This is a genomic window from Corynebacterium sp. 2571A, from assembly GCF_055700935.1.
This window is the reverse complement of record NZ_JASTTE010000006.1, coordinates 24,005-46,966: the sequence shown is the minus strand read 5'-3', so window position 1 is coordinate 46,966 and position 22,962 is coordinate 24,005. Positions and strand designations below refer to the sequence as shown.

The following is a 22,962-nucleotide window of genomic DNA, read 5'->3' as shown; positions in this document are numbered from 1 at the left end:
CGGGTGGCGTCTTTCCGGGACTTTACTTTACGGGCCTGAGAACGTCCTTGCCCACGAACGGGCGCAGGGCCTCGGGCACGACGACGGAGCCGTCGGCCTGCTGGTGGTTTTCCAGGATGGCCACGAGCCAGCGGGTGGTAGCCAGCGTGCCGTTGAGCGTCGCGGCGATGCGGGCCTTGCCGTTCTCGTCGCGGTAGCGGGTCTGCAGGCGACGGCCCTGGAAGGTGGTGCAGTTCGAGGTCGAGGTCAGCTCGCGGAAGGTGTCCTGGGTGGGGATCCAGGCCTCGGTGTCGAACTTGCGGGCGGCCGAGGAGCCCAGGTCGCCGCCGGCGACGTCGATGATGCGGTAGGGCACCTCGACGGCCGCGAGCATCTCGCGCTCCATGTTCAGCAGCTTCTGGTGCTGTTCTTCGGCCTCTTCCGGCTTGCAGTAGACGAACATCTCCAGCTTGTCGAACTGGTGCACGCGCAGGATGCCGCGGGTGTCCTTGCCGTAGGAGCCGGCCTCGCGGCGGAAGCAGGACGACCAGCCGGCGTAGCGGATGGGGCCGTCGGAAAGGTCGATGATTTCGTCCTTGTGGTAGCCGGCCAGGGCCACCTCGGAGGTGCCGACCAGGTAGAGATCGTCGCGCTCGAGGTAGTAGATCTCGTCCGAGTGCGCGCCCAGGAAGCCGGTGCCGGCCATGATTTCGGGGCGGACCAGGACCGGCGGGATCATCAGCCGGAAGCCGTGCTCGCGGGCCTTCTGGGCCGCCAGCATCATCATGCCCAGCTGCAGGAAGGCGCCGTCGCCGGTGAGGTAGTAGAAGCGGGCGCCGCCGACCTTGGTGCCGCGGGTGGTGTCGATGAGCCCGAGGGACTCGCCCAGGTCCAGGTGATCCTTGGGCTCGAAGTCGAAGGTCGGGACCTCGCCGACGTGCTCGAGCACCACGAAATCATCCTCGCCGCCAGCGGGAGCGCCCTCGACGACGTTGGACAGCTGGTACTGCAGCTCGTTGACCTTCTCCTCGGCCGCCTTCTGCTCGTCTTCTGCGGCCTTGACCTTGGCCTTGAGCTCGTTGGAGCCTTCCAGCAGCGCGGGGCGCTCCTCCGGGGAAGCCTGGCCAATCTTCTTGCCGAAGGCCTTCTGCTCGGAGCGCAGGTCATCGGCCTGGGAGATGGCGGTGCGGCGGCGCTCGTCGGCGGCCAGGAGGGCATCGACAAGCGCGGGATCCTCACCTCGGGTGACCTGAGAGGCACGGACGACGTCTGGGTTTTCGCGGAGGAATTTTAGATCAATCACGAATTTGATCCTACCCCACGGCCCTATGGTTTGTACGGTCAACTGGGCCCTAAAATCCCATTTGCTTGCGGTGGTCATAACCAGGGCCCTACCATGGGGATTATGACCAGCCATCCGCACCTGCCGCCGCGGGACATCGTGGACGGGCCCATCCCCAAGCACGCGCAGCTGCGCGACATCCTGGACGAGGTCTGCCGGACCACGCTGAAACCGGGGGATTTGCTCCCCGGCGAACGCCTGCTCGAGGAGACCTACGGCGTCTCCCGCATTACGGTGCGGCGCGCCATCGGCGACCTGGTGGCCGCCGGCCGGCTGCGCCGCGTGCGCGGCAAGGGCACCTTCGTCGCCCCCAACCCGCTGGTCTCCCGGCTGCACCTGGCGTCCTTTTCCGACGAGATGGGCGCCCAGGACGTGACGGCCTCGTCGAAGATTCTTTTGTCCGGGCGCACCGCCGCCCCCGAGGAGGTCGCCAAGTTCTTCGGCACCGAAACAAACGTGCCGCACACCCACCTGCGCCGCCTGCGGCTGGGCGACGGCGAGCCCTATTCCATCGACGACGGCTGGTACAACGCGGCCTACGTGCCCAACCTGCTAGAAAACGACGTCTATAACTCCGTCTACAACATCCTCGACACCGACTTCGACGTCCCCATCACCGAGGCCGACCAGACCGTCACCGCCATCGCTGCCGATGCCGAGGTCGCCGACCTCCTCGAAGTCGATCCCGGCACCCCGCTGCTGCACATCATCCGGCATTCGCGCTCGCGGGATAAGCCCGTCGAGTGGTGTTCCTCGGTCTACCGCACCGACCGCTATCGGCTGACCACCCGCGTGGTCCGTGCGCTCGAACCTTAACGGGAAGGTAAACTGGCAATCCTTATGAGCACTGTGAAGACTTGGCGTTCCGCCGCCGCCATCCAGATTGCGCTGTGTGCTGCGCTCATCGCGGCGGTTTTCGTGGGCTCCTACGAGGTCGTGAGCAATTCCCAGGACTCTACGACCCAGGCCGGCAACGGCGGGACCGGCGGCGAGGCCGGCTCCGAAACCGAAGGACCCGCCCCAACTTTTACCACCGCCGACAAGGGCTCCTGCGTGACGTGGGACTTCAGCGGCTCCGGCGAGGTCACCAACTTCGAGCAGACCGACTGCGGCGACGAGCACCGCTTCGAGGTCGCCTCCCGCGAGGACCTGAGCATCTACCCCACCAGCGAGTTCGGCGAGTCGGCCCCGCGCCCCGACATCGAGCGCCAGGCCAAGTTGCGCGAGGAGCTCTGCCACGGCGCCGTGCTGCAGTACCTAGACGGCCAGTACGACCCGTCCGGGCGTTTTTCCATCGCCCCCATCCTGCCGCCGAAGGCCGCGTGGGACGACGGCGACCGCACCATGCTCTGCGGCCTGCAGACCACCGACGAGCGGGGCACCCCGCTGGAGACCAAGGGCAAGGTCGCCGAGGTCGATCAGGCCAACATCGCCAAGCCGGGCGAGTGCCGCTACATCGACGACAACCAGGTGCTGCACACCGTCGATTGCGCGGATCCGCACCAGCTGGAGACCACCCAAATCGTGGACCTGTCGGCCGAGTTCCCGGACTCCTACCCCGCCGACGAGGACCAGAACAGCTTCCTCGAAAAGACCTGCACCGATGCCGCCATCGAGTACCTGGGTAGCGAGGAGGCGCTCTACCAGTCCACGCTGCAGCCGTACTGGGGCTCCATCTCGGAGGCCTCCTGGAACGGCGGAACTTCCTCGGTCAACTGCGCGCTGATGCACCCCAATGACCAGGCCGGCTTCTCGGAGATCACCGGCTCCGCCCGCGACGGCCGCGACGCCATGCTCATCGATGGCCAGCCGCCCAAGGAACAGCCCAAGCGCAACCCGCGCCGCGAGGACGCCGCCGCCCCCGCGCCGGCCCAGTAAAAGCAGCAAAAGATGTACGCCGTCAGCGAGGAGCGCTTCGACGAGCTAGTCGACGACGCGCTAGATAAAATCCCCGAGGAATTCGCGCGTCGCATGCGCAACCTGGTCATCCTCGTGCGCGACTACCACGAGGACGACCCTTATACCCTGGGCCTCTACGAGGGTGTGGCCCTGACCGAGCGCACCCACGACCACACCGGCTTCCTGCCGGACGCCATCTTCATCTACCGCGGCGCGCTCCAGGACTACTGCCACAGCGAGGAAGAGCTAGCCCACGAGGTGGAAGTCACCGTTTTCCACGAACTGGGCCACTATTTCGGTATCGAGGAGGACGACCTCCACCGCCTCGGCTGGGGCTAGCTATTCGGCGAGGAATTGCTCTCTTGGTCAGGCTGATTCTGCGGAGCGGATTCCTTCTTTCCTGGCTGGGCCTTCTTAATTTCCCACATGAACCACGCGGGGATGCCTAGGCCTACGACCCATCCCAGTGCAATCATCACTAACGCCATTGCAGAACTCCTTTCTGGAGCATGTTAAGAGTGAATGTTGACACAAGCTCGATTAGACCATTGGCCTTCTACATGCACGCGTCCGCAGACTTTGGATCCTTCCTTCATGTCTCGATTGAGCGGGAAATTTGCCCATGAGGCACCTACGGAACAGGGAGTCGCCGAAGTTTCGGTTCTCGGCGTGGCCACCCGAGTTGTTGCTCGTTTCATGGACGTCGGGAGCTGCCGAACCCGAGGGGGCGACGGCAGCAGTGCATGCTAGGGCGACCAGGGGGAATGAGATAATAAATTCTTTGCAGCACATTTCCTAGGTTAGGTCGGTGTCCGCCCACTGGGTGGCGGTCCAGTGGCCGAAGTCCTCGCCGCGCGGCTCGAGGACGGTGTAGCGGCAGTTCGGCAGGTAGCCGGTGAAGGCGAAATCGGCATCGATGCCGGCGGCGTGCCGGGTCATCACGCGGATGGCCGCGCCGTGGGAGACGACGATGGCGTCTTTGTCGGCGCCTGCGGATTCGGCATCGGCAAGCTGGGCGGCCAGGGCTTCGAGGACCGGGCGGTAGCGGCCGTCGACGTCGGGGTAGGTCTCGCCGCTGGGCAGGCAGGCCGCGGGATCGCCGTCGATCCAGCCGCGCAGGGCGACCTGGAAGCTGCGGTGGGCGTCCTCGCTGTTGTCCATTTCAAAGTCGCCGACGAAAATCTCGTGCAGGCCGGGCACCACGTCCACGGCGACGGAGAACTCGGGCAGGCCGGCCTCCACCTCGAAGGCGCGCATAGCCAGCTGCGCGGTCTGCTGGGCGCGCAGCGCCACGGAGCAAAACACCGGGCCCAGGCGCTCCGCGCCGACGATGCCCGCCAGCTCCCGGCCGACGTCCTGGGCCTGGTAGCGGCCACGTTCGGACAGCTCCGCGCCCGGCGGGCGGGTGTCGAGGCGCCGGTTGATATTAGATAAGGTCTGGCCGTGCCGAAGCAGGATGATTCTACCGCTCATACCTGCCTACTTTAGGGTCTTATTCGCCGGTTTGCAGGGCGCGGACCCAGGCATCGGCGGCGGCGAGATCCGGCATCGTGGGCGCGGGGGCATCGGCCTGCCCGGCGGGCCAGGAACCGAGGAAGACGATCTCCTCGCAGCGCAACCACAGCGCGCGCAGGGCCTCGGCGACGGGGCGGTCGTCGATGTGGCCGTACAGGTCCACGTAGAAGCGGTAGGTGCCCATCTTCCGGCGGGTCGGCCGCGACTCGATGCGCGTCATGTCCACCCCGCGGTGCGCGAACTCCTGCAGGGCGCCGACCAGGGTGCCGGGCTGGTTGGGCAGGGTGAAAATGACGCTGGTCCGGTCACACCCGGTGCGCGGGGCCGGCCGCCCCGGCGGGCCGACCAGCACGAAGCGGGTAGCGGCCCCGGAAACGTCCGCGACCCCGGCGGCGTGGGTGTGCAGGCCGAAAAGCTCGGCGGCCCGGGCGGGCACGGCCGCGCAGTCGACGTCGCCGGCGGCCACGGCCTGCGCCGCCGCGGCGTTCGAGCTCGCGGGCTGAAAGTCCGCGCCCGGCAGGTTCTCGCGCAGCCAGCCGCGCACCTGCTGGTAGGCCACCGGGTGGGTGCTGAACGTGCGGCACGCGGCCAGCTCCACCCCGGGGCGGGTGACGATGGAAAAGACCACCGGGATGTCGACCTCGCGGTAGATTTGCAGCGGGGAGCCCTCGACGACGGCGTCGAAGGTCGCGGTCACCGCGCCGTCCACGGAGTTCTCGATGGCCACGCAGGCGCGCTCGGCCCCGCCGGCGCGCACGAGGGCGCAGGCGGCGTGCGGGGAATCGACGGCGACGGGCTCGACGTCGCTGCCGGCCGTAAGCTCGCCCAGCGCGGCCTCGGTAAAGGTACCCGCCGGGCCTAGGAATGCAACCTTCATCGTCATGCGCTCTAGCCTAGCCGGTTAGGCTGTAGACCTATGGAATTCTCCCACGCGCAATTGGCCGCGGATTTGGCCGGGCTCGGCCCCCGCGAGCACGGCTTCAGCTTTATCGACCACGAGCGGCTGGCCCACCCCGGCCCGCCGCGGCCCGGCCGGTTGAGCGGCTGGGTGCTCAGCGCGAAGGATCTCAACGACGTGGCCGGGATGCCCACCACACTGGGCTCGGCGAAGCGCACCTACCTGGCCACCGAGACCGATCCCTTCATCGCGGAGCTGGAAGCGGCCGGCGCCGACATCGTGGGCAAGTCCGCCGCCCCCGAGCTGGGCCTGCGCGTGGATACGGAGCCGGTGGACCTGCCGCACCCGGACAACCCTCGCTACCCCGGCTGCACCCCGGGAGGGTCCTCCGGCGGGGCGGCCATCCAGGTCGCCCGCGGGCTGGTGCGCGCGGCCCAGGCCAGCGACGGCGGCGGGTCTATCCGCGTGCCGGCCGCCGCGTGCGGGGTCGTCGGCTTCAAGCAGTCCGGCACGGAGCTGGGCGTGCCCGGGTTTATCACCCGTTCGGTCGCCGATACCGCCCTGCTGCACGACCTGCCGCTGAAAAAGCCCGGCCGGTGGCGCATCGGCGTGCTGACCCAGCCGCTGTTCGCCGGCGTGCGGGTGGCCGACCACATCCTGCGCGCCGTCGGGGAGGCCGCCGCGGCGCTCAAGGCGGCCGGATTTGAGGTCATCGAAGTCTCGCCCTACCCGCATTCGGAAGAGACCTTCGCCGCCTTCACCCGCATCTTCTCCTCCCGGATGTCGGGCCTGGGCCCGCAGGAGGGCTACGCCGAGTGGGTCCGCCAGCTGGGGCGCGGCTTCAGCGACGCGGAGGTCGACAGCGCCCACCGCCACGCCGCCCAGCTGCCGCAGGTTTTGTCCGGCTACTGGGCTGTCGATGCCCTGCTCACGCCCATGCTGGCCTTCGATCCGCCGCGCATCGGCGCGTTTAACCGCCTGCCGCACGCGGAGAATTTCGCGGAGCAGACCCGCTGGTCGCCGTGGGGTTCGCTGTTCAACGTCGCGCACCTGCCGGCGATTAGCCTGCCCTGGGAGGTGCCCGACCACCCGCCCGTCGGTGTGCAGCTGGGCGGCATCACGCTCGCCGATGCCGAACTCCTCGCCCTAGCCCACCTCCTCCACGCATGAGGCCGGCAGCCCTGACGCCCGCGGTCACCGCCAGGCGCGCGCTGGTGGCCGAGGTCATCATCGTCCTGTCGCTGTCGTTTGGTGTCTCCGGCGTGCGCTCGCTGCTGCGCCTGGTGGATTCGCTGCTGGATCCGGCGCCCCTTTCCGAGCAGTCGGTGACGCTGAATTCCTCCCAGTCCGCCATCGCGTGGCTGGACGTCGGCCTGCAGCTGTGCTCGGCCGGCGTGCTCTTTGCCTACGGCGCCTTGGCGCTCTACCTGCTGCGGGTGGGACCGGCGCCGGTGCGACGGGCATCGGTGAGCGCGGGCGGGGACAGCCTGCGCGGGGTGGGGCTGGCCGCGTTGATTGGCCTGCCGGGGCTGGCCCTGTACGTCGCGGCGGTGCACCTCGGGCTGTCCAAGGTGGTCGTTCCCGCGGAGTTTTCCCACCCGCTGGTGGAGGCACCGGTGCTGCTGCTGTGGTCGGCGGCCAACGCCTTCGGCGAGGAAACCGTCGTGGTGGCCTGGTTGATGACCCGGCTGAAACAGCTGGGCTGGAAGCTGCCCGCCGTGCTGGCCGCGACTTCTATTCTGCGCGGCTCCTACCACCTCTACCAGGGAATTTCCGCCGGGTTCGGCAACCTGGTCATGGGCGTGGTCTTCGGCTACTACTACCACCGCACCGGCCGGGTCGCGCCCCTTGTTATCGCGCATTTTCTCATCGATGCCGTGGCGTTTATCGGCTACTCCCTGCTCGGGGATCCGTCGCTTTTCGGTTTGTTGGGCTAGGTCTGCGCGCGGGCGCCTTGTAGGCTATAGCGCATGAATTATTCAGGACGCGACCATGACCGGGAATCCCGCCGCGCCGGCGATGACTTCGTGCGCGGGGCGGACGGTCGCATCCTGAAAGACCGCTACGGCCGGCCCATCCGCAAGCGGCCCGCGGGCTCGCGCTCTGGTGACCAGCAGCGCGCTACCCCGCCGCGGCAAACGCCGCCGCGGCAGGTTCCCCCGGCACAGCCGCAGCAACAGCCGCCGAGGCAGGCGCCGCTGCCGGCCTACGCGCAGCCGCACTACCAGCAGCAGTACCGCCAGGAACACCGCCAGGACTACCCGCCGCAGCCGGAGGCCCCGCGCCGCTACCGGGTGCCGGCGCCGCCGGAGGGGCATCGTCCGCACCGGCGCCGCAAGCGCACCAGCCCGGTCAAAGGCTGCCTGGGCTGCGCCGGCTGGGTGCTGGCCATCGTGGTCGTCGCCAGCCTGGTGCTGATGCTCTGGGCCGACACGCGCCTGACCCGCGTGGAAGCCATGCCGGCCCAGCAGGTGGCCAAGACCGCCGGCACCAATTGGCTGCTGGTCGGCTCGGACTCGCGCCAAGGCCTCACCGAGGAACAGCAGGCGGAGCTGGGCACCGGCGGCGACGTCGGCGTGGGCCGCACGGACACCATCATGCTGCTGCACATCCCGTCCAGCGGGAAGGCGCAGCTGTTATCCATCCCGCGCGACTCCTACGTCTCCGTGCCGGGCTTCGGCCAGGACAAGGTCAACGCCGCCTTCACCTACGGCGGCCCGCAGCTGCTGACCGAAACCGTCGAGGGCGCCACGGGCCTGCACATCGACCACTACGCCGAAATCGGCATGGGCGGGCTGGCCAACGTGGTCGACTCCGTCGGCGGCGTGGACATCTGCGTGGCCGAGCCCATCAACGACCCGCTGGCCAACCTGGACGTCCAGCCCGGCTGCCAGAAGCTCGACGGCCCGACCGCCCTGGGCTACGTGCGCACCCGCGCCACGGCCATGGGCGACCTGGATCGTGTGGCCCGCCAGCGCGAGTTCTTCGCCGCGCTGCTGGACAAGATCACCTCGCCGGCCACGCTGATCAACCCGTTCAGGGCGGTCTCGCTGGTCAACCACACGGCCTCGTCGTTCATCGTGGGCGAGGACGAGCACGTCTGGCACCTGGCCCGCGTGGCGCTGGCCATGGGCACCGGTGTGGAGACCCAGACCATCCCCATCGGCGGCTTCATGGACACCGAGGTCGGCAACGTGGTCCTGTGGGACGACGCGCAGGCCCAGCAGCTCTTCGACTCGCTGCGCTAGCCCCGCGGGATGACAATCGGCCGCCCGCTTTTCGGGTCGGCCAGGATATCGCAGTCGATGCCGTAGACCTCGCGCAGCAACGCTTCCGTCACGACCTCGCCTACCGGCCCGCTGGCCACCACGGCACCGTCCTTCATCACGATGAGGTGGCTGGCGTAGCGAAACGCCAGGGTCAGCTCGTGCAGCACCGCCACCACCGTCGAGCCGGACTGGTAGAGATCCCGCGCCAGGTTGAGCACCTCCACCTGGTGGGTGATATCCAGATACGTGGTCGGCTCGTCCAGCAGCACAATGGGGGCCTGCTGGGCTAAGACCAGCGCCAGCCAGACCCGCTGGCGCTGCCCGCCGGAGAGGTCCGCGACCTGACGGTGGCGCAGGTGGCTGACGTTGGCCTGGGTAAGGGCGGCATCGACGGCCGCGTCATCCGCCGGCGTCCACTGCTTGAGCAGGCCCTGGTGCGGGTAGCGCCCGCGGGCGACCAGGTCCTCGACCACGATACTGTCCGGGGCCGTCGGCGACTGCGGCAGGAGGCTCAGCCGGCGGGCGACCTGCTTGGAGGCGTAAGCGCGGATGGGTCGCCCGTCCAGCAGGACCGCCCCGGCTTGGGGGATGAGCAGGCGCGCCAGGACCTTGAGCAGCGTGGACTTGCCGCAGGCGTTCGGGCCGACGATGACGGTGAACTCCCCGTCGGGGATATCGACGCTGACGTCTCGGATGATGGGCCGGTCGCCGTAGGCGACGGTAATCTTGTCCGCGCGCAGGCGGCAGGGGGAGAAATCCACCGTTTAGTGTCCTTTCCATTCCCGGAACAGAATCCACAACAGGTACAGGCCGCCGACCACGCCGGTGACCACGCCCACGGGCAGCTGGGCCGGGGCGATGATGCGCTGGGCCACGACGTCGGAGACGAGAACCAGCGCCGCGCCCAGCACCGCCGCCGAGCCGACCGCCGCGCCCGGGCTGTGCGCCAGGCGCCGCGCCAGCTGCGGGGCCGCCAGGGCCACGAAGCCGACCGGCCCGGCGACGGCGACGCTGACCGCGCACAGGCCTATCGCCAAAACCAGCAGCTGCCGCCGGCAGACAACGACCTCGATGCCCAGTCCGGCAGAGATATCGTCGCCGGCGATGAGGGCAGAAAGCTCGCGCGCCCGCAAGGCCACCAGCGGGGCGGCTACCAGCACCGCGACCACAAGGAAGCCGGCCTGCGGCCACGACGTCGCGTTCAGCGAGCCGGCGAGCCACTGCGCCGCCGTCTGCGCGGCGGGCAGCTCCGCCTTGACCAGCAGCAAAGAATTCAGCGCCTGGAGGATAAACGAAACCCCCAGCCCGACGAGGACGAAGGTGGTGCCCTGCAGGCCGGTGGAGCGGCAGAGGTAGAGCACCGCCGCGCCAGTGACTCCGCCGCCCACCAGCGCGCCCAGGCCGATGGCCAGCGGGCCGCCGTTAAAGAGCAGAATCTGGGTCACCGCCCCGAACGCCGCGCCCACGGTAAAGCCCGTGATGTCCGGGCTGCCCAGCGGGTTGCCCGTCAGGGCCTGGAAGATAGCGCCGGAGATACCCAGGCACGCCCCGACCAACAGCGCCGCGGCCACCCGCGGCAGCCGCAGGTCCTGCACGAAGTACTGGGCGAGCGGGTCGCCGCCGGCCCCGACCAGCGCCTGGGCCGTCTCCGCGAAGGAGAGGTGGTAATCGCCCAGCGACAGGGCCACCACCGCGACTATGGCCGCGACCGCGCTGGTGGAAAGGACGAAGACGACGCTGCGCGCGTGCACGCGTTGCTGCACCGGCCCGCGCGCGAGCCGCCAATAGCGTGGCCTGCTCATAGCGATTTCACCCCGCGGGAGCGGATGATGGCAATGAAGATGGGCCCGCCAAACAAAGCCGTTACGATCCCGGTCTGGATCTCCTGCGGCGCGACGATAACCCGGGCGAAGAGGTCGGCCGCTATCAGCATCAGCGGCCCGGCCAGCGCGCAGACGGGAACCGTCCAGCGCAGATCCGGCCCCGTCAGGGCGCGCGCGAGGTAGGGCACGCCCAGCCCGATAAACATCACGGGCCCGACCGCCGCGGTCGCGGCGCCGGCCAGCAGGGTAATCGCCAGCAGCACGAGGGCGCGCAGGCGCCGGAGGTTGACGCCGAGGGCGGCGCCGGTGGCATCGCCAAGCGCGAGCGCATTCAGGCCCGAGGCGCAGGCGCCCGCCACGAGCAGGCCGACCACGATGAACGGCGCGACCGCCGCGATGACGCTGAACCCGCGGGATTCTAGCGACCCGGCGGACCAGAACCGAAACTCGTTGAAGACCTGCTGGTCGGTCATGAGCACTACCTGCACGAAGGCGTTGACCGCCATCGACAGCGCCACACCGGCCAGTACCAGGCGGGCGGCGTTATCACGGGCGGCCGCCACCCCGCCCAGCAGATACACGGCCACGGACGCTAGCGCCGCGCCGGCCAGCGCGAACCACAGGTAGAACCAAATGCTGGTCACCCCGGCCACCGCCACCGCGGCCACCACGGCCAACGATGCCCCCGCGTTGACCCCCAGGATCCCCGGGTCAGCCAGCGGGTTGCGCGTCAGCGCCTGCATGAGAGCCCCGGCCACCGCCAGGCCCGCCCCCACCAGCGCGACCAGTATGAGGCGCGGCAGGCGCTGCCCCACCACGATGGGTGCGGCCGACCCGGTGGCGGGGTGGGCCAGGGCGTCGAGGACGTCGGAAAGCGGCAGCGGGTTCGACCCTATTCCCAAAGAAATCGCCAGGACTAGCGCCAAAAAGACAGCCGTGGCGAGGACTTTAGCAACCCGCCGCCGGCGAGTATGTGTCTTCACCGCTAGCGTTGCACCCGGTTGATCTGCTGGGTGTCGTCGCTGACCGTCGGCCCCGCGGCGTCCCGGCGGCCGCCGTTGACGTAGAGGTAGGCCGCCACCGCGGCCAGGCCGACGATGAGGATGGCCCCGCCCACGCTCAGGCCCACCACCGGCGCGCCGTTGGCGGACTGGTTGGCGGCCAGCACGGTGCCGTCGTCCGCGTAGGTGGCATCGTCGCCCTCGGCCGCCCCGCCGCTGGCCTTCAAGATGTCGTTGGAGCTTTTCGGCTTGGAACCGTTCGACTTGTTCTTAGCCGACTTGGCGGAATTGCCCGCCTGCGCGCCGCCGGCAGAGCGGGAACCGGCAGAGCCGCCAGAGCCGCCAGAGCCGCGGCCCGAGTCATTGGCGCCGCCGGCACCGTTCTGCCGGACCACGGTGCGGCGGGTGACCTGCCCGCCAACGTCGTCCGAGCCGCCGCCGATGACCGCGCCGCCGCCTGCGTTACCGCCGCCGGAAGCCGAGCCGGACCCGCCGGATTCGTTCCCGCCGGAACCAGAACCGGAGCCGGCGCCCGTATCAGCGGCGGAATCACCGTCGGCGACGATGTAGAAGTCCTGGCTCCGGTTGGTATAACCCTTGGTCTCACCCTTGTCCTCGTTGATAACCGCGGTGGCCAAGAATCGGAGGGAGTGAGGGCCGACCTCCAGGTCGCAGGGGACCTCGAAGGAGTTGGAGGCCGTGCCGGAGCCGTCGGCCATGGCCGTGGACAGCACGCCCTGGCCCTGGACGGAGGCGTCCCCGCCGGACACTGCGCCATCGTCGACTTTGACGTTGACCTGCTCGTTCGGGGCGAAGCCGGTAACCTCCCAGTAGATGGTCTCGCAGGCTTTGAGCTCGGTGGGAGACACCGAGGAGCTCGTACCCGGAGTGTTAGAGGTGGCCGCCCCGCCCGGGGGCAGGGCCGTCGCCTGCGGTGCGCCGCTGATGGCGAGGACGAATCCGGCGGCCAGCACGCGGCCTAAGTTCTTATGCATCATTGTTGGAGCTTTCCTATCTACCGAAGTTGTTCCGCTTGGCGCGGTGGGCAAAGATACCGATGGCAAAGACCTGCACGAGGGCCACCGCCCCGATGATGAGCGCCCAATCGGTCTGGTTCATGAGCGGACGTGCAGCCGCCACCGCGGTGGTGTCGACGTCTTCCGGTACCTGTTCTTCCGCGGCCGCGAGCGAGATGCCGGACCAGCCGATGAGCTTCCCATCCTCGGCTACGAACGCGAACTTGTGGTCGCCGGGGCCGAGCTCGGCGGCATCGATAGCCAGGGAGGCATTGCCGTCCAGCTGGACCCACCCCATGTCTTGTTTGTCCGGGTTGAAGGAATAAACGTAGACCCAATCGCCCGGGGACTTCCGGTCGAATTTCACGGTGAAGACCATGTCCTCCGACAGCGCGCCCTTCACGGCGCCGACGTTTTTCTGGTTGAGATCCTGGGCGGTTTTGACCGGCGAGCGCGGCGTGGTCGCCGGCTGCGGCTTGTCCGTGGCCTGGGGCTCGCTGTCCTGGGCGGAGCCGCTGTTGGAGTTAGGGACGACCCGGGCGGTGCCGGAACCGGCGTTGTTCGCGGCGGTGCCCTGCGACATCCCGGCGCGGAATCCGCCCCCACTGGCCGGGCTCGCGCCGCCGCCGATTACCTGGGTCTCGACTATCTCGGTCGGCTGGGAGGACTTCTTGCGTTTCGGCGCGGTGGTCGTCGGGCTCTTGGGCGCGGCGGCAGTGGGCGTGGACTTAGACGAGGTCGACAGGGAGTCAGAAACGGTCTTGTCAAAGCCGTCGATGGCTTTGCCCAAGGAGCCGATCTCGGAGGCAAGGCCGTTGATATCGCCCACGCCGAGCTTCTCGAAGCTGACGTAGTCCCAGCCCAGCAGCTCATCTTTCGCGCCCTGGTTGCCGTTTTGCAGCACCAGTTTAAGCTTGCCGTCCTGGAAGGTCTTGCCCGCGGTGGGCAGGTAAATCTTGCCCTCGGCGTCCGCCTGGAACCACTGGGCACCCCAGGGCAGGCGGGTCTCGTTGCCCCGATAGGTGGAGGCGTAGACCCAGTCGCCCTCGTGCGCGGACGGGATGGTCACCGCCAGCTGGCGCCCCGTCTTCGTCACCTTGACGCCGTTTCGGGCCGCCGGGCTCAGTTCGTCCGGGTGCAGCGGGGCGGGAGCCGACGACGGCGCGTACTCGCCGACCACGAAGCTCGTGTCCGTCTTGCCCGGCAGCGGGAAGGTACGGATGGGGTCGTTATCCTTCAGGGAGCCGGACAGGAACCGCAGCATGTGGTTGCCCTTAGGGAAGGCCGGGGTGGAGCCGTTTTTGCCCGACTCGGTCCCGTCGGGCAAGACCAAGTTGATGTCGAACTCGCCGGTCTTGGGGTCGGCATCGACAATCTGCCAGATGGTGCGGTTGGAGGAGATGTCGTCGTTGAGGCGGGAATACTTGGCGTCATCGAGCTTGATGGCGATCCGGGCGCCACCGCCGCCCTTTGTCCCGTTGCACCAGCCCTTGCCCGTGACGTGCAGGGTGCCGTCGGCGCTGAGGGTATCGGCGACGTCGACCTGCGGGTCGGAGTCCGTCACGCACTCGATGTACTCGGTGTTTTCCACCCACTCCTGCCCGCCGACTACCAGCGGGGCGCTATCCAGCGAACGCTTTGCGTCCGAGCCTTCTGCCAAGCCCGAGGTCAGGCTCAACTGCAGCTTCTGGCCCACCTCCAGGTTATCCGGCAGCGTGATGGTGGTGCGGAAGCTGCCGTCTTTGTCCGCGGTGACCAGGGCCCAGATGGTGGCCTCGCCTTCTCCACTCACCGGGTGCTTGAGGATACCGTCGGTTCGCTTGTATACGCCGGATCGGCCGTCTTTCGTCGCGTACTTGAGTTTGATGGTGATTTGGGATCCGGCCGTGCCGTCCTTGGTGGTCCAGCCGGTGCCGGAGATTTCCAGATCCTCGCCGGCATCCACCTCGTTGTCATAGGTGATGGAGGCGGGCGCGGTGTCCTGCGTCGTGGCCGTTACTTCTTCCGCCTGCGCCGGGCCCGCCCCGAATACGGCTGGCGATGCCACCAGGGCCCCAGCCAGCAACAGCGCCGGTAGTCGCCGTGGGTTGCTCATGTGCTCTGTCCTATCCTGCGGTTTTATGCGTTATCGATGAGGGCTGCCTGGATGTCGTCCAAGATGGTCTGGATGAGTAATGGGCCGCCGGTGGACGTCCACGCCGCGCCGTCGACGGGGATGATGTGGTCCTGCTGGTAGGCGTTGAGGTCCTTGAAGCCTGGGGTTTCCTCCGCGGCGTGCAGGGCCTGCTGGGCGGCCGCGGCGTCGGCCTCGCCGCCGGCGTTCGGGTTGGTCACCGACGAGCCGCCGAGGCTGCCGAAGAAGAGGTAGTCGGCATCGATGTCAGACAGGTTTTCCGCCGAGACCGGCTCCGAGTGCCCGCGCCCGTTGCGGTCTTGCTGCGGCGGGCGCCGCAGGCCGAGGTCTGACAGGGTGCGGCCGGCCGGCAGTTCCTTCAGGATGAGCGCAGCGGCGTTGCCCTGCCAGCGGACAACGGAAAACGTGTTGTCCGAGTACTTCTCCAGCTCCGCGCGCATGTCGGCCACGCGGTCGTCGTAGTCCTGGCGGACCTTGTCGCCTTTCTTGGTCTCCCCCACCGCTTCGGCGACCAACGCTAGGTTGTCGCGCCAGTCGCCGCCGGCGTAGCCGGTGTAGACGGTCGGGGCGATCTTGCGCAGGGCCTCGACCACCGGCGGGTTGTTGTTGACCGAGGTGCCGTCGACCAGGATGAGGTCCGGCTGTACCGAGCCGATGGCCTCGAAGTTCAGCTCGGAGACCGTGCCCAGCAGGGGCACGTCGCCGGCTTTGTCCATCAGGTATGGCGCCACTGTTTCTTGGCCGCGGCCGGCGATAGTGCCGACCGGGGTAATGCCCATCGCCACGACGGCGTCCAGGGTCGGTTCCGAGAGCGCGACCACGCGCTTCGGCTTGTCGGGGACTTCTACCGCGGTGCCTTCTACGTCGGTGACCGTGCGGGTTTTGCCGCTGCCGGCACTGAAGCTGCCGTCGTCGCCGCAGGAGGCCAGCGCCACACTGCTCGCAGCGATCAACGCGGCGGCCAGCACCGAGCGGCGCGAAAAGCGGAATTCTTTCATACTGTGCTACCTCAAACTTTGTGTAAAAACCAGGAGCCGCGGGGGCCCGACTACTTAGAAGCCGATGAGCTGGCGAAGCTGCGGGGGCAGCAGCCCGCTGTTTTTGGCAAAGCCCAAGATGGCCACCAGCACGCCGCTAATCCCTAGCACTGCCGCCAGCGATGCCACGACCTTGACCGCCACGTCATCGGAGGAGCCTTCCGAGCCCGGCTCCGGCGGGGCCGGAGTGGACGGGGTGCCCGGCTCCGGCGGGGTGCTCGGCGTCGTGGGCTGCCCGGCAGCCGGATCGACGATGGGCACCTTGCGCAGGAACGTGAAGCCGCGGACGATGTCGCCTTTGACCAGGGAGCCGGTCAGGATATTGATGCTGTGCTCGGTGCCGACTGCCCAGGTGGACTGGTCGGCATCGGTGTGCTCTGGGGTGGGGAAGTCGATTTCGGCGTCGAAGTTGCCGTTCTCGTCGGCCCGCACGACCTGCCACAGGCCCTTGACGGTGATCTGCTGAATCGGCTTGATGCCGTCCAGGCTGCCGTCGGTGCGGACGACGCCGCCGTTGTCCAGCTTGAACGCCGCCACGGACGGGGTCTTGCCGTCCGCGCCGAAAAAGTTCTCGCCGTGGAGGCGCAGCGGCTGGCCCTTCTCCCATACCTTCGGGAACTGCAGGACGGCGCCGTCCGGGAAGCGGTAGGTGCGCGCGTACTTCGGGGCCTCCGCCTTGGCTGGGGCATTACTGGCGACGTTCGCGGTAGTGGTGGCCTCTGCGGCGAAAGCCGGGGCATTGTGAGCGGCCACGACGGTGCCGCCGGCAAGCGCTACTGCGGTGGCGGAGGCGAGGGCAAGGGCTTTGGTGGAACGCAGTGAAAGAGCCAACTTTGTTGCGAGCATGGGTGCCTTCTTGAGTTTTCGAAATAGGAAAGGGCTAGGAATTACTGCCGGTTTAGGACAGTGGGCAAACGGCTAGCCGAGTCTTCTGCGCGAAGGAGGCTAGCCGAGCCCCACGGCCTTAAAGCAGGCGTTTAGAGGTACTTGCGCAGCCCGGCGGGGATGAGGTTGCGCGGGATGATGCCGTGGCTGACCACGAACTGCAGCACGCCGGTGACCGCCACGGCGATGCCCAGGGCACCGGCCAGGCCGGTGATAACCCGGGTCAGCTGGCTGAGCGCCTTACCGTCCAGCGAGCTGCCGTGGCTGCTGCCCGGTTTCGGATCCTGGGTGGGAGCCGAGTCCTTCTTAGAGACCTTGACCAGCTTGTTGTAGGTCTTGCCATCCTTGTCGATGGCGGACTTGGTCACGGCGTAGACGTTGCCGTCCTTGCCGGACTGCACGTGGTTGACGCGACCACCCAGGGAGAGGTTGGCGACGACCTTGAGGGAGGCGGCATCGATAACAGTAACGGTGTCGGCGCCGAAGTTGGAGACGTAGACCAGGCCGGTGGCCGGGTTGTAGTCGGCGTTCAGGGCGCCGGCGCCGGTCGGGATGTTGGCGACGACCTCCTGCTTGTCCACGTTGTAGACCAGGTCATTCGCGGTGCCCTGGCCGGTGATGTGCAGGTTGCGATTGACAGAGTCCCAGGCGATGCCGGAGCCGGACTCGAGGTTTCCCGCACCGAGGTCGTACACGGTGACCTGGTTGCCGTTGCGGACATCAATCTTGGCGGCCTTGGGCTTATCCAGCGAGACGGTGAACAGCTCGCCGGTCTCCTTGTCCAGGTCCAGGGACATCGTGCCGCCGAAGTCCTGGCCGGACAGGTCGATGCTGGAATGGGACTTGCCGTCTAGGTCGAAGACCTCGATGGTGGAGGTGCCGCCGCGCGGGGTGGACACGTAGGCCAGGCCCGTGGACAGATCTACCTTGACGTCGCGGGCGTGGTTGGCGGAACCGTCCTCGAAGCGGTGGATGAGCGATAGGTCGGAGGCCTTGTAGACCGAGACGGTGTTCTGCCGGGTGTTGGTGACCCAGACGCGGTCGCGGGCGTCGTCGACGTCCACGCCGTAGGTGCCGTAGAGGCCCGACGCACCGGCAGATTCCGGGGTGATTTCCTTTTCCACCTCGAGGGTATCCGCGTTGACCTTGAAGAGGGAGGCTTCCTTCAGCGGCGGGCGGCCCACGGAGCGGGTGACGTAGACGGAGTTTTCCTTGGCCGAGTACGCCGTCTGGTAAAGGCCGGAGGGCAGCTCGGCGGCGGCGATGTCGAAGTCCTCGGCGTTCTTGACGGCGTTGTCCGGGGTGACCTTGACGGTGGTCTCGAAGCGGGTGGCCTGGTCCGCGCCCGGGGCCTGCAGGTCGACGTAGAGGGCCTTGTCCAGCAGCTTGGCGTCGTTCGGGATCTCCACCTTGTCCAGGGTGATCTTGCCGCCGGCGGCGGGGGCGGTCTGGCCGGCGGCCAGGAAGTTGACATCGCCGGCGCCCAGGGCGGATAGCTCGGTACCATCCGTGAGGTTGGAGATGGTGATGTCAGCGGTCGAGCCCATCGCCGGGGTGGAGCCGAACTCGGTCGCGACGGCCACGTTTGGGACGCCGGAGACCTCCGCCTTGGCCTGCTTCGCGGAGTTCTTGCCGGTCAGCACGATCTGCCCGGACTTGCCGGCGGGCAGGGCGCCTTCGCTCAGGCGCAGGGCACCTGCCAGGGAGCCGTTATCGTCCGCGGCTAGGGTGGCGACTGATCCGCGGCGCCCCTGGGCGAACTGGACGTTTTTGCCATCCAGCGTGGCGCTGATTTCCTCGCCGGCGTCGAAGCCGGAGGCCTTGATGGCCACGCCGGTGCCCGAGGTCACGGTGGCCGCCAGCTGAGTATCGGCCGGGGTGGCCGGGTCCTTGTCGCTGTCATTGCCGTTGTCGGTGGAGTCCGCGTCCGGGTCGGTGACGGTGAACCAGGTCCACTTAGAAACCCCTTCGCCGCCGTCCTGGCCGCCCAGGACGCGCAGGAAGTAGGCGCCAGGCTTCAGGTCCTTCGGGACGCGGACCTTGGCCTCAAACTTGCCGTCCGCACCCGGCAGGCCGCCGGTCAGGTTGAAGGTGCCGGAGCCATCGACGTCGCCGACGGAGGCGCCGTCCTGTTCGGCCGGCAGGGGGATGGAACCATCGTTAAGCTTGACCCCGAAGAAGGCGTCTTCCACGCCGGAGCGGTCTGCGAAGCCTTCGCCGGAGAAGGTCAGCAGCCCGCCCGGCTCGACGGAACCGGCGTGCAGGGTGCCGGCTCCGATGCCTTCCACGGTGCCCCGGGGCTTATCCCCGGTCACGGATGCGGTGGGCGCGTCGGTCGTGGTCTGGGCGACGGCGGCGGGCGTGACCACGGCTACGGTGCCGGTGGAAATCATCGCGCCGGCGATGAGGGAGGCGATGGCCCGCTTGCCAGCGCGGCGGGAAAGGTTCTTCTGCATGTTATGAGTCCTTATTCAGCAAGGTAGAGGGTTGACAAAGAGAGTTAAGGCTAGCCTTATTCCGTTAAGGCGAGCCTTACTTTAGCAATACCTTGAAAGTGGCAGAAAGGCTATGTCCAGCAACGACGCTGTCGTCACGCATTTGTGCAGGTCGTCGTTCCCGCGGCCGGACCCCCGTTTGACCCCATCCGGGGTAATCCGCCTTTCGTAGGAGCTTAATTCACAGCACGTTCAATAAGTTTTGCCCACGCACTGACAGTCGGCTCTTCGGCCAGCTCGCCGAATTCCACCTCGGCGCCCTGCGCGTAGAGCCGGGACTGGATTTCGATGAGCATCATGGAATCCAGCCCCTGATCCAGTAGGTCCTCCTCGCGGTCCAGATCCTGCGTGCCGAGCTCCTGCTGGAGGTAGGACTCCAGCTGGGCGATGATCTCCGCGGCCGGGGACTGCTGTGCATCGTTAGCCATAGGTTTCTTCCTCTCGTAGTGACGGTCGAGCGGCCGGGCTGCGGCCCCAAGAGCCCGCCCCACAGCCGCTAGTCTAAGGTTAGGCTAAGGTTACACCTTCGATTGAGAGGAGCTCTCTTGTCCCCCAGAATGACCGCGCTCGCCGCGGCTGACGATCCCGGGGTGCTAGCCACCGGGGTCGACTACGACACTGCCCGCTACTACCGCGAACAGGGCGTATGGACCGGCGACACCCACCTGGCCATGCTCCGGCGCAGCGTCGCGCAGCACGGCGACCGGTTGGCCGCCGCCGATGACCACCGCGAGCTGACCTACCGCGAGCTGGCAGACGGCATCGAAAAGGCGGCGGCATGGCTGGCGGCCGCCGGGGTGCGCCGCGGCGACGGGGTCATTGTCCAGATGACCAACTGCGTGGCCTACCTCGAGGTCGTCTTCGGCATCTGGCGGCTGGGCGCCGTCCCGGTGTTTTCCCTGCCCGCGCACGGCACCCGCGACATCGTGCATTTCCACCAGACTGCGCCGGCCTATTTCCACGTCAGTCCGGTCCATGCCCCGCGGCACCTGGCCCAGGTGCGCGCCGATCTCGCCGAGCAAGCCCCGGACCTGGTCCAGCTCCAGGTCGACGCGGACTCCCTCGCGCCCTGGGATGACCGGGAGCCGGTCCCCGAGCCGGAGGTCGATCCGGGCGAGCTGGCGTTTTTGCAGCTGTCTGGCGGGACCACCGGGGTACCAAAGCTCATCCCCAAAACACACGATGACTACCTGTACTCGGTGCGCCAGAGCCTGGTGCACTGCGATTTAGACGCAGATTCCCGGGTCGCGGTGTCCATGCCCGCCGCCCACAACTTCACGATGAGTTCGCCGGGCATCTTGGGCGCGCTGATGGTCGGCGCGAGCGTGGTTTTCGTGGCGGATCCGAGCCCGGCGACGCTGCTGCGGGTCATTGGGAAGCGGCGGATTACGCACCTGTCGATGGTGCCGCCGCTCCTGTTGAGCCTGCTCAACCACCCGGCCCGGAAAGACTACGACCTGTCGAGCCTGGCCACCGTGTGGGTGGGCGGGGCGAAGCTGTCCGCCGCGGTGGCCGAGCGCGTAGCACCCGAGCTGGGGTGCCGCCTGCAGCAGGTCTTCGGCATGGCCGAGGGCCTGGTGAACTACACGGGACTCGATGACCCGGTAGAGACCATCGTCAACACGCAAGGCCACCCCATGTCGCCCTATGACGAGATCCGCATTGTCGACGAGGCCGGCGACCCCGTCGCCCAAGGCGAGGTTGGGGAGCTGACCACGCGCGGGCCGTACACCATCCGGCGCTACCACCGAAACCCCGCGGCCAACGCGCGCTCGTTCACCGCGGACGGCTTTTACCGCACCGGGGATCTGGTAACCCAAGACGCCCGCGGCTACCTGACGGTCGTGGGCCGCAGCAAGGATCAGATCAACCGGGGCGGCGAGAAGATCGCCCCGGAGGCGGTGGAAAACGCCCTGCTCACACACCCGGGCGTCCACGATGTCTCCGTCATCGGCGTGCCGGACGAGACCTGGGGCGAAAAGACCTGCGCCTACGTCATCCCGCGCGATACCGCGGAAGGCGCCGCCCTGACCGAGAAAGCGGTGCGCAAGTTCGCCCGCTCGGCGGGCCTGGCCTCCTTCGCGGTGCCGGACTATATCTACTTGGTCGACGAATTCCCGCTGACCGGCGTGGGCAAGGTCTCCAAGTCAGACCAGCGGAAGTAGCGCCGGCCAAGCTGCCCGGCAACGCGGGTCATCTCCGCCACGGTGCCGGCGGCGGCGATGTAGAGGTCCGGGCGCAGCAGCACCGCGCCCACCCGGTGCTCGGCGAACCAGGCGTGCAGCGCGCCGTTGTCGCCCAAGTCCGCGCCGCTGGCCGCGGCGGTCGGGACGACCCGGCGGGCAGAAACCACCCCGTGTAGCGCGGCGGGTACCTCCGGCAGCGCGTTGTAGGCAACAATCGTCCACTCCGGGGCGACGGCGGCATCCAGCAGTAGCTCCTGCCCGGCCACGGTGACCCGCGGCTGCGGGAACATGGTCCCGGCCGGGGAGTTGCCGGTGACGAGCCCTTGGCTTAGGCGGGGCAGAGGTTTGAAGCGCATCTCGGTCACGGCCCGGCGCAGGGCCGGCACGCGCTGGGCCCCGCGCGCTAGCAGGTCGCGCACGCGGGCGGCGCGTGTGTCGGTCATCCCGACGAACCGCCCGACCAGGGTGGACTGATCCACCATCGCCTGGACGTGGGCGCGGCGCTCCTGCTCGTAGGTGTCCAGGATCCGCTCGGTGTACGTTCCGTCTACCACGCCGGCCAGCTTCCAGGCCAGGTTGGCCGCGTCCCGCAGGCCGGAGTTCATGCCCTGGCCGAGCCAGACCGGCATGAGGTGGGCGGCATCGCCGGCCAGGATGATGCGGCCGACCCGCAGCTTCTCGGCCACGCGGGAGTGGTGCTTGAACTCGCGGTAACGGATGAGGTTGGCCACCCCGTCGCTGCCGGTCAGGCCGCGCACCAGCTGGCGAACGAAGTCCTCGGTCAGCTCCTCGTCGGGGCGGAGCAGAAACTCCGTGCGGCGCAGCCCGTCCGGCAGCCCGATGGACACGTACGGGCGCTGCGGATCCGCACCCAGGAACCCGCCCGGGGTGCCCACCGGATCATCGGCCAGGTCGGCCACCAGCCACCGCGTGGCATCCGTCTGGCCGGCAAAGCCTATCCCCAGCTGCTTGCGGATGGCCGAGCTGCCGCCCTCGCAGTCAACCAGCCAGGTGGCGGTGACTGCTTGGTCGCCCACGCGGGCGCGCACGTAGTCGCCCGCGTCCTCGACCCCGTCCACGCGCGTGGACAGCCGGAAGTCCACGCTGTCGAAGCGGCCCAACCCGCGGGCCAGGGCGCGGTCCACCTCGCCTTGGTGGAAGGCGTTCTTGCGGCTGTAGCCGTTCGGCCGGCCGGGCGCGTTGAAGGTGGCGAGCACCTTCCCGTCGCCGTTGACCACCCGCATGTAGTGGCCCGGGATATAGTGCGGGCGAATTTCTTCCTCGAGGCCGAGCTGTTGCATCAGCCGCAAAGAGTCGTCATCGATTCCGACTGCCCGGGGGTAGCCGATGGTGGCCTCCCGTTCGTCGGCAATCAGCGTATCGATGCCGCGTTGGCCCAGCAGGTTGGCCAGCGCCAGGCCGGTGGGCCCGGCCCCGACGATAAGGACGTCGACGTGGTGTGCGGGCTGGTGCATGTGCTCTC

20 protein-coding genes are annotated in these 22,962 nt (G+C 68.1%); 7 read left to right on the top strand and 13 right to left on the bottom strand.

Annotated elements, in window-relative coordinates; all coding sequences use genetic code 11:
• Window positions 1-22: 22 nt before the first annotated feature.
• A complete protein-coding gene (gene serS, locus QQS53_RS11545; protein ID WP_472775953.1) occupies window positions 23-1,282 on the bottom strand; it encodes a serine--tRNA ligase in 1,260 nt (419 codons plus the stop codon).
• A gap of 102 nt (window positions 1,283-1,384) precedes the next feature.
• Between serS and QQS53_RS11540 the strand changes: the two genes are divergently transcribed.
• Genes QQS53_RS11540 through QQS53_RS11530 form a run of 3 tightly spaced genes read left to right on the top strand, consistent with a single transcriptional unit; the run spans window position 1,385 to window position 3,559 of the window.
• The gene (locus tag QQS53_RS11540) at window positions 1,385-2,137 is read left to right on the top strand and encodes a GntR family transcriptional regulator (RefSeq protein WP_472775952.1); all 753 of its coding nucleotides are present in this window, start codon (window positions 1,385-1,387) and stop codon (window positions 2,135-2,137) included.
• Between the two features lie 24 nt (window positions 2,138-2,161).
• Window positions 2,162-3,199, top strand: a complete 1,038-nt coding sequence (locus QQS53_RS11535) for a septum formation family protein (RefSeq protein ID WP_472775951.1) — start codon at window positions 2,162-2,164, stop codon at window positions 3,197-3,199.
• Window positions 3,200-3,211: 12 nt separating this feature from the next.
• Window positions 3,212-3,559, top strand: a complete 348-nt coding sequence (locus QQS53_RS11530) for a metallopeptidase family protein (RefSeq protein WP_472775950.1) — start codon at window positions 3,212-3,214, stop codon at window positions 3,557-3,559.
• A 456-nt stretch (window positions 3,560-4,015) separates the two neighbouring features.
• Here the strand turns inward: QQS53_RS11530 and QQS53_RS11525 are convergent, their stop codons facing one another.
• On the bottom strand, window positions 4,016-4,693 hold the full coding sequence (locus tag QQS53_RS11525) for a histidine phosphatase family protein (protein ID WP_472772671.1): 678 nt from the start codon (window positions 4,691-4,693) through the stop codon (window positions 4,016-4,018).
• A gap of 19 nt (window positions 4,694-4,712) precedes the next feature.
• A complete protein-coding gene (gene pheA / locus QQS53_RS11520; protein WP_472775949.1) occupies window positions 4,713-5,618 on the bottom strand; it encodes a prephenate dehydratase in 906 nt (301 codons plus the stop codon).
• Window positions 5,619-5,651: 33 nt separating this feature from the next.
• Between pheA and QQS53_RS11515 the strand changes: the two genes are divergently transcribed.
• The 3 genes from QQS53_RS11515 to QQS53_RS11505 are packed head-to-tail and all read left to right on the top strand — an operon-like array spanning window position 5,652 to window position 8,881.
• A complete protein-coding gene (locus QQS53_RS11515) occupies window positions 5,652-6,803 on the top strand; it encodes an amidase (protein ID WP_472775948.1) in 1,152 nt (383 codons plus the stop codon).
• Window positions 6,800-7,570, top strand: coding sequence for a CPBP family intramembrane glutamic endopeptidase (locus tag QQS53_RS11510; protein ID WP_472775947.1), 771 nt, complete (start codon window positions 6,800-6,802; stop codon window positions 7,568-7,570). Before QQS53_RS11515 ends, QQS53_RS11510 begins: the two co-directional genes overlap by 4 nt.
• A gap of 33 nt (window positions 7,571-7,603) precedes the next feature.
• Entirely contained in the window at window positions 7,604-8,881 is a 1,278-nt protein-coding gene (locus QQS53_RS11505; protein WP_472775946.1) for an LCP family protein, read from the top strand.
• Here QQS53_RS11505 and QQS53_RS11500 read toward each other — a convergent pair.
• The 9 genes from QQS53_RS11500 to QQS53_RS11460 form a co-directional block, all read right to left on the bottom strand.
• Window positions 8,878-9,663 carry an ABC transporter ATP-binding protein gene (locus tag QQS53_RS11500; protein WP_472775945.1) on the bottom strand — a complete coding sequence of 262 codons (786 nt, stop codon included), beginning with the start codon at window positions 9,661-9,663 and terminating at the stop codon, window positions 8,878-8,880. The genes QQS53_RS11505 and QQS53_RS11500 overlap by 4 nt on opposite strands.
• 3 nt (window positions 9,664-9,666) lie before the next feature.
• Window positions 9,667-10,704: a FecCD family ABC transporter permease gene (locus QQS53_RS11495; RefSeq protein WP_472775944.1), complete on the bottom strand. Its 1,038-nt coding sequence runs from the start codon at window positions 10,702-10,704 to the stop codon at window positions 9,667-9,669.
• Complete coding sequence (locus QQS53_RS11490; RefSeq protein ID WP_472775943.1) at window positions 10,701-11,708, bottom strand: FecCD family ABC transporter permease; 1,008 nt, start codon at window positions 11,706-11,708, stop codon at window positions 10,701-10,703. The genes QQS53_RS11495 and QQS53_RS11490 overlap by 4 nt, the downstream gene beginning before the upstream one ends.
• Before the next feature lie 2 nt (window positions 11,709-11,710).
• Complete coding sequence (locus QQS53_RS11485) at window positions 11,711-12,724, bottom strand: hypothetical protein (protein ID WP_472775942.1); 1,014 nt, start codon at window positions 12,722-12,724, stop codon at window positions 11,711-11,713.
• Between the two features lie 13 nt (window positions 12,725-12,737).
• Window positions 12,738-14,837: a hypothetical protein gene (locus QQS53_RS11480; RefSeq protein WP_472775941.1), complete on the bottom strand. Its 2,100-nt coding sequence runs from the start codon at window positions 14,835-14,837 to the stop codon at window positions 12,738-12,740.
• 23 nt (window positions 14,838-14,860) lie between these two features.
• A complete protein-coding gene (locus QQS53_RS11475) occupies window positions 14,861-15,874 on the bottom strand; it encodes an ABC transporter substrate-binding protein (protein WP_472775940.1) in 1,014 nt (337 codons plus the stop codon).
• A gap of 54 nt (window positions 15,875-15,928) precedes the next feature.
• A complete protein-coding gene (locus QQS53_RS11470) occupies window positions 15,929-16,759 on the bottom strand; it encodes a hypothetical protein (protein ID WP_472775939.1) in 831 nt (276 codons plus the stop codon).
• 131 nt (window positions 16,760-16,890) lie between these two features.
• Window positions 16,891-19,254: a YncE family protein gene (locus QQS53_RS11465; RefSeq protein ID WP_472775938.1), complete on the bottom strand. Its 2,364-nt coding sequence runs from the start codon at window positions 19,252-19,254 to the stop codon at window positions 16,891-16,893.
• 215 nt (window positions 19,255-19,469) lie between these two features.
• Window positions 19,470-19,721 (bottom strand): phosphopantetheine-binding protein, encoded by a 252-nt coding sequence (locus QQS53_RS11460; RefSeq protein ID WP_472772681.1) that lies wholly within the window; start codon window positions 19,719-19,721, stop codon window positions 19,470-19,472.
• Between the two features lie 129 nt (window positions 19,722-19,850).
• On the opposite strand from QQS53_RS11460, the gene QQS53_RS11455 reads away from it, so the two are divergent.
• Window positions 19,851-21,458 (top strand): (2,3-dihydroxybenzoyl)adenylate synthase, encoded by a 1,608-nt coding sequence (locus QQS53_RS11455; protein WP_472775997.1) that lies wholly within the window; start codon window positions 19,851-19,853, stop codon window positions 21,456-21,458.
• Here the strand turns inward: QQS53_RS11455 and QQS53_RS11450 are convergent.
• Complete coding sequence (locus QQS53_RS11450; protein WP_472775937.1) at window positions 21,392-22,954, bottom strand: FAD-dependent monooxygenase; 1,563 nt, start codon at window positions 22,952-22,954, stop codon at window positions 21,392-21,394. The two genes, QQS53_RS11455 and QQS53_RS11450, sit on opposite strands and share 67 nt — an antisense overlap.
• Window positions 22,955-22,962 lie beyond the last annotated feature (8 nt).

Excerpts from the sequence above, each read along its gene's own strand:
- QQS53_RS11450 (WP_472775937.1), bottom strand. The coding sequence starts at position 22,954 with ATGCACCAGCCCGCACACCACGTCGACGTCCTTATCGTCGGGGCCGGG.
- QQS53_RS11470 (WP_472775939.1), bottom strand. The coding sequence starts at position 16,759 with ATGCTCGCAACAAAGTTGGCTCTTTCACTGCGTTCCACCAAAGCCCTT.
- QQS53_RS11485 (WP_472775942.1), bottom strand. The coding sequence starts at position 12,724 with ATGATGCATAAGAACTTAGGCCGCGTGCTGGCCGCCGGATTCGTCCTC.
- QQS53_RS11530 (WP_472775950.1), top strand. The coding sequence starts at position 3,212 with ATGTACGCCGTCAGCGAGGAGCGCTTCGACGAGCTAGTCGACGACGCG.
- QQS53_RS11505 (WP_472775946.1), top strand. The coding sequence starts at position 7,604 with ATGAATTATTCAGGACGCGACCATGACCGGGAATCCCGCCGCGCCGGC.
- QQS53_RS11455 (WP_472775997.1), top strand. The coding sequence starts at position 19,851 with ATGACCGCGCTCGCCGCGGCTGACGATCCCGGGGTGCTAGCCACCGGG.
- QQS53_RS11510 (WP_472775947.1), top strand. The coding sequence starts at position 6,800 with ATGAGGCCGGCAGCCCTGACGCCCGCGGTCACCGCCAGGCGCGCGCTG.
- QQS53_RS11465 (WP_472775938.1), bottom strand. The coding sequence starts at position 19,254 with ATGCAGAAGAACCTTTCCCGCCGCGCTGGCAAGCGGGCCATCGCCTCC.
- QQS53_RS11480 (WP_472775941.1), bottom strand. The coding sequence starts at position 14,837 with ATGAGCAACCCACGGCGACTACCGGCGCTGTTGCTGGCTGGGGCCCTG.
- QQS53_RS11460 (WP_472772681.1), bottom strand. The coding sequence starts at position 19,721 with ATGGCTAACGATGCACAGCAGTCCCCGGCCGCGGAGATCATCGCCCAG.
- QQS53_RS11475 (WP_472775940.1), bottom strand. The coding sequence starts at position 15,874 with ATGAAAGAATTCCGCTTTTCGCGCCGCTCGGTGCTGGCCGCCGCGTTG.
- pheA (WP_472775949.1), bottom strand. The coding sequence starts at position 5,618 with ATGACGATGAAGGTTGCATTCCTAGGCCCGGCGGGTACCTTTACCGAG.
- QQS53_RS11540 (WP_472775952.1), top strand. The coding sequence starts at position 1,385 with ATGACCAGCCATCCGCACCTGCCGCCGCGGGACATCGTGGACGGGCCC.
- QQS53_RS11515 (WP_472775948.1), top strand. The coding sequence starts at position 5,652 with ATGGAATTCTCCCACGCGCAATTGGCCGCGGATTTGGCCGGGCTCGGC.
- QQS53_RS11525 (WP_472772671.1), bottom strand. The coding sequence starts at position 4,693 with ATGAGCGGTAGAATCATCCTGCTTCGGCACGGCCAGACCTTATCTAAT.
- QQS53_RS11535 (WP_472775951.1), top strand. The coding sequence starts at position 2,162 with ATGAGCACTGTGAAGACTTGGCGTTCCGCCGCCGCCATCCAGATTGCG.
- QQS53_RS11495 (WP_472775944.1), bottom strand. The coding sequence starts at position 10,704 with ATGAGCAGGCCACGCTATTGGCGGCTCGCGCGCGGGCCGGTGCAGCAA.